Below are 6,453 nucleotides of genomic sequence, written 5' to 3'. Positions count from 1 at the left end.
GTGACGTGGCTCTCGTCCACGAACAGCAGGGCGTTGTCGGGGATGTATTCGAAGAAGGTCGGCGGCGGCTCGCCCGGCGCGCGGCCGGTCAGCCAGCGGGAATAGTTCTCGATGCCGGCGCAGGAGCCGGTGGCCTCCATCATCTCCAGGTCGAAGCGGGTGCGTTGCTCCAGCCGCTGGGCCTCCAGCAGCTTGCCGTTCTCGACCATCCAGTCGAGCGTCTCCTTCAGTTCCGCCTTGATGCCCTGGGTCGCCTGGTTCAGCGTCGGGCGCGGGGTGACATAGTGGCTGGCCGCATAGACGGTGATCTCGTTCAGGTCGGCGGTCTTCTTTCCCGTCAGCGGATCGAACTCCTGGATCGCCTCCAGCTCGTCCCCGAACAGGCTGATGCGCCAGGCCCGGTCCTCAAGGTGGACGGGGAAGATTTCGATCACGTCCCCGCGCTTCCTGAACATCCCGCGTTCGAAATGCACGTCGTTGCGCTTGTACTGCAGCGCGATCAGATCGGCCCGCAGTTTCGCCTCGTCGATCTGGTCCCCGACCTTCAGCGTGAAGGTCATGGCCGTATAGGTTTCGACCGACCCGATGCCGTAGATGCAGGACACCGACGCCACAACAATGACGTCATCGCGTTCTAGTATAGCCCGCGTCGCAGAGTGCCGCATCCGGTCGATCTGCTCATTGATCGAAGAATCCTTTTCGATATAGGTGTCGGTCCGGGGGACGTAGGCTTCAGGCTGATAATAGTCGTAATAGCTGACGAAGTATTCGACTGCGTTATCCGGGAAGAACGCCTTGAATTCGGAATAGAGCTGGGCCGCTAGAGTCTTGTTGGGCGCAAGGATGAGCGCCGGCCGCTGGGTCTGTTCGATCACCTTTGCCATGGTGAAGGTCTTGCCCGAGCCGGTGACGCCCAGCAGCACCTGGTCCCGGTCGCCCGCCTGGGCCTGGGCCACAAGTTCGGCGATGGCGGCGGGCTGGTCGCCGGCGGGGGTGTATTTGGTTTCCAGACGGAACTTGCCGCCCTTCTTCGTCCCCTCGCGCGAGGGGCGGTGCGGCGTCCAGTCGGCGGGCGCGGCCGGGGCCTCCTCCGGCGTCAGGCGCGGGCCGGACACCGGCGCGAACATCGGCATTTTCCCTGTGTCGCGGATGAAGGCGGTCGCCGCCTCGCGAACGCCGGGGTCGGGCACGTGGACGGGCTTGGCGGTCTTGGCCGCGGCGGGCTTCGGCGTCGAAGAACGGTTCATGAACAGAACTTAGTGGGTGCGGGCGTCTCCCGCCATAGCGCGTCGGTGCGTGGACGGTTGCGCGGTCAGGCGGCGCGGGCGGCGGCCCAGCGGCCGTCCGGCAGCCGCTCGACATGGCCATAGCGATGAAGGGTAGCCAGGACGCGGCTGATCCTCGGCTCAAGACGAGCGCCGCCGCTGAACCGCCGCGCCAGGTCGGGCGGCGCGATCGGGCCCGCCGCGCGCAAGACCGCCTGCACCGCCAGGGGCTGGGCGTAGCGGTCGGCGGGAAAGGCGGGACGTCTGGCGGCGGGGCCGGGGGTGCTGACGGCGAGGAACAGGCTTTGGGTCTGGGCCTGGGACGCGCCGGCCTGGCGCCGCTGGTAGTCTGGACGCAGCCAATGCACCCGGCCCGCGGCCTCTTCCTGGGCGCGCGCCTGGTTCAGGGCCGCCAGCCGCGCCACCGTTTCGTCGCGCGACAGGCCATCCGGCCAGCCATAGGCGGCGTAGGCCAGACGGTCGATGGCGTCGTGCAGGTCGCGCAGGATGATGACGAGGCCGCGCTGCTTGATCGCCTCCTGCCGGGCGTCGAGCGGCTGACCGGCCCTAAGCTGTTCCAGGCAGTTGTAGAGGGTGGTCAGGGTCAGGTCGGGGTTCTGGGCCAGGACGGCGCGCCGGCGCCCGTCCAGCGCTTCGCCCGCCGCCCGCAGCCGGTCGCGCAAGGCCTCGTCCAGCGCCGGAAAGGGGAAGGGGTCGAAGCAGCGGGACTTGGTGTAGCGCGGCCGATCCTCCAGGACCCCGCCGTTCGCGACGCACCAGGCTTGGTGAACGCGGCTCGAAAGCAGGGCCAGGGTCGCCGCATCGTCGTCCGCGATACAGACCAGCATATTGTCCGGCAGGATTTCGGCGTCGAGGAATTGGAAGGTCCGGTGCTTGGCCGTCTCCACCGTGGCGATATAGCGGGGCAGGTTTTCTAGTGCAGGGCGAAAGTCGCCTCTTGGGTTCGCCGAATATCCACCAGAAGTCGCGGTATGCCGCCCGCGGATTGGCGTCGCGTCCCACGAGAACACCGTGGGCGTCGCGGGCCTCCTTCACCTGCTCGACCAGATGCTGATAGGCCTCGGGGAAGCGTAGGCGCAGGTCGTCGACCGACAGGCCGTAAAAGTCCATTACCCAGGCGTCGCGGGACCGTCCGGTCAGGTCGCGGCCGTTGCGATAGGGGCGGATGTGACGCTCCAGCCCGGGCCGCGCCCCCAGCCCCAGCGCCTTGGCCTGGGCGTGGCTGACGATGAAGCCGGCGCCGTGCAGTTTGACGCCGGGCGAACAGACGCCGGCCGAGGCCTTCACCGCCAGCGCCTTGGTCACGTCGACGCCGATGGTCAGGTCCGCGTTTATGCGGCCGGAGCTGGCCGCCAGCTCCACGACCGGTTCGTCCGTCTCCAGGGCGGATTCGGAAAGGCGCGTCAGGACGGTCCCGTCATGACGGCCGGCCTGCGCCACCGTCATGGCGATGCGGACGGCGGCGCTGTCGCGGCTGGCCTTGGTCCACGGATGGTCGGGCGCGGCGTAGATCAGGCTTAAGGCCTGCGGGCCGGACAGCCAGCGCTCGACGGTGCGGCGCTGGAAGACCTGGGTGATCGAATTGGTCGTCACGAAGCCGAAGCGGCGCAGAACCGTCCCCGGCCGCGTCAGGATTTCGGCGGCTTGGTTCCACCAGTACATCACCAGGTCCGCGCTCTCGTTCATGCGCGGATGGGCGATCCACAGGGCTTCGGCGTAGCCGGGATCGAGCCGCGAGCGCACGTCTTTGCCGCCGATAAAGGGCGGATTGCCGACGACGAACTCGGCTTCGGGCCAGGCGGTCGGCCGGGGATTGGGCCACAACTGAACCGGCGCGCCGTCGCGATAGCCGGTCACGACCCCCGGCGCCCCGTCCCAGGTCAGCATCGCATCGACGCAGCGGATGTTGCCGTGCGCTCTCAGGATCGGCTCGGACGGATGGCCGGTCCGGTTGCGATAATGCTGTTGCAAAAAGCCGATCCACAACACCACATCGGCGATGGCGGCGGCCCGGGGGTTCAGCTCCAGGCCCAGGAACTGGCGAGGATCGACGGTGTCCAGGTCCAGCGTGTCCGATTGGCCCAGGTCCAACAGGGTCTGCAGCACCTCCCCCTCCAGCTTCTTCATCTGTTCCAGCGCGACATAGAGGAAGTTGCCGGTGCCGCAGGCCGGGTCCAGGACGCGCGTCCGGCGCAGGGTCTGATGAAAGCCCTTCACCAGCCGCACGGCGCCGCGCGCATCGCCTTCGTCGCAGGCCATTTCGACGCCGTGCTGAACCTCGGCCCAGTCAGCGCGCAGCACCTCCATCACCGTCAGCTCCACCATATGTTCGACGAAGCGGCGCGGGGTGTAGTGCGCGCCCAGCCTGCGCCGCTCGGTCGGCTCCAGGGCGTGCTCCAGGAGACTGCCGAAGATAGCCGGCTCGACGTCCTTCCAGTCTTTGGAGGCGGCCAGGATCAGGCGACGGATTTCCGGCGCGCCGAGCGGGAAGGCGCGTCGGTCGGCGAACAGATTGCCGTTGATGTGGGGCAGATAGTCGCCGAAGCCCGAATAGAAGCGCTGCGGCCGCTCCTCCAGATCGAAGCGGGTCCACATCTCCTCCATCATGGGGACGAACCGGGCGGGAGAATGGACGCAATCCTCCAGCATCTCGATCAATCTGAGCTTGGGGATCAGGTCGACGTCGGCGGCGAAGATGGTGAAGATGCATCGCATCAGGAAATGGGCCGCGTCCTGGGCCGCGATTCCCTGATGTTCGAGACGGCGGGAAATGACGCTGAGTTCGTCGGCGATCTCGCGCGTGACGACCGCCGCGATGCGGGCGGGATCGAGGCTGTGGGGATTTGTCCAGATGGCGCGCAGCCGGGCCTGGATCTCCGGCTTGGCCAGATCGGCGTGGCTGAAGCGATGACCGAGCCGGTCGGGGAAGGGGGCGTATCCACGCCCCGTGCCGGAAAAGTCCGCCCAGATTTCGAAGGACCGCGCCACGTCGCAGATGATGACGAACGGCGGCGCGACATGGTCGGCGGGCAGCATGGAGACATAGGCGAAAGCCTGGACCCGCGCATTGCGGATCAGACTGTCCCATCCCGGCCCGTGGGGCGGCGACATCAGGGGCGGCGCGTCCCCGAAAGGCAGGAGCTTGGACGTTCCCGACAGCCGCGACTGCTTCGCCTCCAACAGGAAGCAACCGCGCTTGTAGAGGTCGATCCGCTTCGGTTGGCCGGAGTGGAAGCTGGGACGCACGGCCCGTTCGAACACATAGTCGTTGTGGAGCGTGGTCGCCCCGGCCGGATCGGGCGTCGGCAGATCCAGCGCCTGCAGCAGGCCGATGATGTAGGGCGCGGTGTTTGCGCGTTCCGCGCCGCCCTCCCTGTCGGCCCACAACTCTATGAACGCTTCGATAGTCATGCAGCCCCCGCATGCGACGGGGCTCATAACGCACGTATAAATAGTATTGGCAAGACCGAGGCGGCGACGCACGAATGACTTTGACTTCCACACACAGTATGTCCCATACACTGTGCGTCACACACTATGTGGCGCACGGAGGCTGACGCTTGAGCCAGAACGAAGAGGAGTTGCTGTTCGACAGCCTGAGGCTGGAGTTGCGGCGGGGGTCGTTGATCTTAGCCGTGCTGGCCAGTCTGAGGCGCGAGCAATACGGCTATTCGCTGCGGGTGGCCCTGGGTGAGGCGGGCGTCGAGATGGAGGAGAGCACCCTCTATCCGCTGCTGCGCCGGCTTGAAGGCCAGGGGTTGCTGGACAGCGAGTGGCGCGAGGAGGATCGGCGAAAGAAGCGGTTCTACCGCTTGTCGGCGAGGGGCGAGGCGATGCTGACGCGGCTGGCGGCCGAGTGGCGCGGTCTGTCGAGATCGCTGGAGACGATGCTGTGAACAATGCGATGGAAGGAGGGGCCGGGATGGACCTGATGGAACGCTATCTGAACGCCGTGGCGGCGCAGCTGCCCAAGGACGTTCGCGAAGACATCGTCGCCGAGCTGCGCGACGAGATCATGGGGCGGCTGGAGGCGCTGGAGGCGCGTCTGGGTCGGCCGGCGACCGACGACGAGGTCGAGACCCTGCTGCGCGAAGTGGGCCATCCGCTGAGCGTCGCCGCCCGATATCGGCCGGGGCCGCAGGCGCTGATCGGACCGGCGCTTTATCCCTGGTGGCTGTTCGGGGCCAAGGTCGGCCTGGTCGTCATGGCCGCCGTCACCCTGGTCGGACTGGCGGTGCGGGTGCTGGTCGGCGACGTCTATCCGGGCCAGGCCATAGGCCAGGCCATCGCCAGCCTGTTCAGCGGCGCCGTGACCGTGGTCGGCCTGCTCACCCTCGCCGGCTTCATCCTGGAGCGGCAGGAGAAGAAGCCGGACTTCATCGCCAAATGGCGGGTCAAGGACCTGGGCGTGTTCGAATTGGCCAGCGACTTCGACGCCGAACTCTGGGGCCGGAAGATCGCGCAGGAGGACTGGTTCGGCCGGGGCCGCGCGCGCCCGTCGAAATCGGGGCGCGAGGTGCGCAAGGGGGCGCAGATGTCGCCCGTCGCCCGCGCCGTGGCCAGCGCCATCGGCTGGACCGTGGTGCTGCTGTGGTGGACCGGCCTGTTGCAGGCCTGGCCCCTGCGGCCCGAGGAACTGGCCGGGGTGGTGGATGGCGTCGATTACGGCCGCATCCTGGGTCGGATGGTCGCCGCCGCCTATTGGCCCGTCATCCTGTTCGCCGTGTGCCGCATCGGTTTCGACCTGATGCGCGCAGCCTCGGGCGGTCCTGTGCGGCTGACGGCCCTGGGGGACATCCTGTTCGGCTTGGCCGCCGCCTGGGGCGTGCTGTGGGTCTGGTTCTGGTCGGCCCTGTCGCCGGTCGTCTGGGTCGGCACGGCCACGGCGTTCTTCGAACGGGTGCGCCTGCTGTTCGAACGCGACGGCGACCACGCCGGCGGCGTGGCGACCATATTGATGGTGGTCGTGGTCTGGGCCTTCGCGGTGGAGGTGGCGCGCATCGTGCGGGCGGTCGCGCGGCTGATCGTCGGGAGCGAGGCGAAACCGCTTGACGGGGTGTAACCTATAGGTGATATGTAACCTCAGGGTGACTTCAGGAGGTTGCAGTGATCGAAGACGAAACGCACATGGTCCAGCGCGCGACGGCGGAGCGGAGCGGAGCCGGTG

The 6,453-nt window shown here is 67.5% G+C and carries 4 protein-coding genes and 2 pseudogenes; 2 read left to right on the top strand and 4 right to left on the bottom strand.

Translation table 11 applies throughout. From position 1 onward, the window contains the following. The 4 genes and pseudogenes from DI624_RS07925 to DI624_RS07915 all read right to left on the bottom strand — a co-directional run. A partial coding sequence (locus DI624_RS07925; RefSeq protein ID WP_291537245.1) for a DEAD/DEAH box helicase family protein occupies positions 1 to 1,247 on the bottom strand: 1,247 nt, incomplete at its 3' end. 65 nt (positions 1,248 to 1,312) lie between these two features. After that, positions 1,313 to 1,948, bottom strand: coding sequence for a hypothetical protein (locus DI624_RS07920; protein WP_291537244.1), 636 nt, complete (start codon positions 1,946 to 1,948; stop codon positions 1,313 to 1,315). Positions 1,949 to 2,017: 69 nt separating this feature from the next. Further along, positions 2,018 to 2,113: pseudogene (locus DI624_RS16120) on the bottom strand (hypothetical protein); the annotation flags it as partial. A gap of 673 nt (positions 2,114 to 2,786) precedes the next feature. Beyond that, a pseudogene (locus DI624_RS07915) lies at positions 2,787 to 4,697 on the bottom strand (DNA methyltransferase); the annotation flags it as partial. A 149-nt stretch (positions 4,698 to 4,846) separates the two neighbouring features. Between DI624_RS07915 and DI624_RS07910 the strand changes: the two are divergent. Both DI624_RS07910 and DI624_RS07905 read left to right on the top strand, forming a co-directional pair. Beyond that, a complete protein-coding gene (locus tag DI624_RS07910) occupies positions 4,847 to 5,182 on the top strand; it encodes a PadR family transcriptional regulator (RefSeq protein WP_291537242.1) in 336 nt (111 codons plus the stop codon). Between the two features lie 26 nt (positions 5,183 to 5,208). Then, complete coding sequence (locus DI624_RS07905) at positions 5,209 to 6,348, top strand: hypothetical protein (RefSeq protein WP_291537241.1); 1,140 nt, start codon at positions 5,209 to 5,211, stop codon at positions 6,346 to 6,348. Positions 6,349 to 6,453 lie beyond the last annotated feature (105 nt).

The organism is Brevundimonas sp., assembly GCF_003248455.1.
GTDB lineage: Bacteria > Pseudomonadota > Alphaproteobacteria > Caulobacterales > Caulobacteraceae > Brevundimonas.
Note: the sequence above shows the minus strand (reverse complement) of the source record. Positions and strands in the feature narration are given on the sequence as shown.